A 2,462-nucleotide genomic window follows, 5' to 3' on the forward strand; every position below is an offset into this window, starting at 1 on the left:
GGGAAGAGTCGGCGCTGTTCGCCGCCGACCTGGCCCGGATGTACATCCGCTACGCCGAGCGGCACGGCTGGACGGTGACGGTGCTCGACGAGACCACGTCCGACCTGGGCGGCTACAAGAACGCGACCCTCGCCATCGGAAGCCGAGGCGACAGCACAGACGGGGTGTGGTCGCGGCTGAAGTTCGAGGGCGGGGTGCACCGGGTGCAGCGGGTTCCGGTGACCGAGTCCCAGGGCCGGGTGCACACGTCGGCCGCCGGTGTGCTGGTCTATCCCGAACCCGAGGAAATAGCCGAGGTCAAAATAGACGAGGCCGACCTGCGTGTCGACGTCTACCGGTCGTCAGGGAAGGGCGGCCAAGGTGTTAATACCACCGATTCCGCGGTCCGCATCACCCACCTGCCCACCGGGATCGTCGTCACCTGTCAGAACGAACGCTCTCAGCTGCAGAACAAGACCCGCGCCCTGCAGGTGCTGGCAGCCCGGCTGCAGGCCGTGGCCGAGGAGCAGGCACTGGCCGACGCCTCGGCCGACCGCGCCAGCCAGATCCGCACGGTGGACCGCAGCGAGCGCATCCGTACCTACAACTTCCCGGAAAACCGAATCACCGACCACCGCATCGGCTACAAGTCGCATAACCTCGACCAGGTTCTCGACGGGGACCTCGACGCGCTATTCGACGCGCTGGCCGTCGCCGACAAGCAGTCCCGGATGCAACGGACACAACCGACATGACCCACATGAGACACGTGATCGACTGCGCTGCAGCGGTTTTTGCCGAGGCCGGCATCGACTCGGCGCTCACCGACGCCGAGGAGCTGGCCGCCCACGTCGCCGGCACCGATCGCGGCCGGCTGGCCGTGCTGGACCCCCCTGGGGACGAATTCTTCACCCGCTACCACGATCTGGTCACAGCGCGCCGCAACCGAGTGCCGCTGCAGCATCTGACCGGAACCGCGGCGTTCGGTCCGATGAAGCTGCACGTCGGCCCGGGGGTGTTCATTCCCCGCCCGGAGACCGAGGTGATGCTGGAATGGGCTCTGAAACCAGCTACTGCTCAGCGGCTTCCGTCAAGGCCGGTGATCGTCGACGTCTGCACCGGATCAGGCGCTTTGGCGGTTGCGTTGGCCCGGTACTGGCCCGGTGCCCGGGTGCTGGGTATCGACGACTCGCAGACCGCGCTGGACTACGCGCAACGCAACGCTGCCGGCACCGGGGTGGAACTGGCGCGCGCCGACGTGACGACACCGGGGCTGCTGGCCGACCTCGACGGCCGGGTCGACCTCGTCGTGGCCAACCCGCCCTACATCCCCGAGGGCGCTGTGCTGGATCCTGAAGTAGCCCAACATGACCCACCGCATGCACTATTCGGCGGTGCAGACGGGATGTCAGTGATCGCCGCGGTGGTCACGCTGGCCGGACGCTGGCTGCGGCAGAGTGGGCTGTTCGCTATCGAGCACGACGACACCGCGTCGTCGCGAACCGTCGAACTGATCAGCGGCACCGGGCTTTTCGAGGACGTCACTGCTCGGCGGGACCTTGCCGGCCGGCCAAGGTTCGTGACGTCAACCAGGAAGACCCATGGCTGAGCTGTTCGACTGCGCGGACGCTGATCAGCGTTCGGCCGGGATCGCGGCGGCGATCGACGCCGTCCACGACAGCCGGCTGGTGGTGCTGCCTACCGACACGGTCTACGGCATCGGCGCCGACGCCTTCGACAATGCCGCGGTGGCCGCGCTGCTGGCGGCCAAAGGGCGCAGCCGTCACATGCCGGTCGGTGTCCTGGTCGGGTCGTGGCACACCATCGACGGGCTTTCCCTGATGGTCTCCGACGCCGCCCGGGAGCTGGTTCACGCGTTCTGGCCGGGCGCGCTGAGCCTTCTGGTGACGCAGGCGCCGTCGTTGCAGTGGGATCTCGGCGACACCCGAGGCACCGTGATGGTGCGGATGCCGCTGCACCCGGTGGCGATCGATGTGCTGCGCGCGGTGGGCCCGATGGCCGTGTCCAGCGCCAACGTGTCCGGCTGTGTGCCCGCGGTCGATGCCGCCGAGGCCCGCCGGCAGCTCGGTGACCTGGTTGACGTGTATCTCGAAGCCGGCCCGTCGGCGCAACAGACCGCGTCGACCATCCTGGATCTGACCGGGGCTTCCCCGCGCATCCTACGGCCGGGGCCGGTCAGCGCCGACGACATCGCTGCGGTGCTCGGGCTGGACCCCGACGGGCTGACGAACTGATCGGCGCTGTGCAGTACCGTTTTTCGGTGATGAGCGACCCGGAAAGCCTGCGCGGTCTGATCGGCGGGCTGCTCGCACTGCCCGACCCGACCTTCAAAGGCGCCGGGGTGCCGCTGCGCGAGCTGGCGCTGGTCGGCCTGACCGCGGCGATCATCACCTACTTCGCCACCGGGCCGGTGCGGGTGCTGGCCACCCGGCTGGGTGCGGTGGCCCATCCGCGCGAGCGCG

Annotated in this window: 3 protein-coding genes and 1 pseudogene; all 4 read left to right on the plus strand. The window is 68.8% G+C overall.

All coding sequences use genetic code 11. The features are described from left to right. A partial coding sequence (locus AC2VON_RS16485) for a peptide chain release factor-like protein (protein WP_486953911.1) occupies nt 1-734 on the plus strand: 734 nt, incomplete at its 5' end. Beyond that, nucleotides 731-1,588 (plus strand): peptide chain release factor N(5)-glutamine methyltransferase, encoded by an 858-nt coding sequence (prmC, locus tag AC2VON_RS16490; RefSeq protein ID WP_486953912.1) that lies wholly within the window; start codon nt 731-733, stop codon nt 1,586-1,588. The genes AC2VON_RS16485 and prmC, both read left to right, overlap by 4 nt. After that, complete coding sequence (locus tag AC2VON_RS16495) at nt 1,581-2,234, plus strand: L-threonylcarbamoyladenylate synthase (protein ID WP_486953913.1); 654 nt, start codon at nt 1,581-1,583, stop codon at nt 2,232-2,234. The genes prmC and AC2VON_RS16495 overlap by 8 nt, the downstream gene beginning before the upstream one ends. 8 nt (nt 2,235-2,242) lie before the next feature. After that, nucleotides 2,243-2,462 (plus strand): annotated as a pseudogene (locus AC2VON_RS16500) (undecaprenyl-phosphate alpha-N-acetylglucosaminyl 1-phosphate transferase); the annotation flags it as partial.

The sequence above is a fragment of the Mycobacterium sp. TH-M82 genome (genome assembly GCF_057473605.1).

Bases quoted from the DNA above. Each gene is read 5' to 3' on its own strand.
- prmC (WP_486953912.1), top strand. From the start codon at position 731: ATGACCCACATGAGACACGTGATCGACTGCGCTGCAGCGGTTTTTGCC.
- AC2VON_RS16495 (WP_486953913.1), top strand. From the start codon at position 1,581: ATGGCTGAGCTGTTCGACTGCGCGGACGCTGATCAGCGTTCGGCCGGG.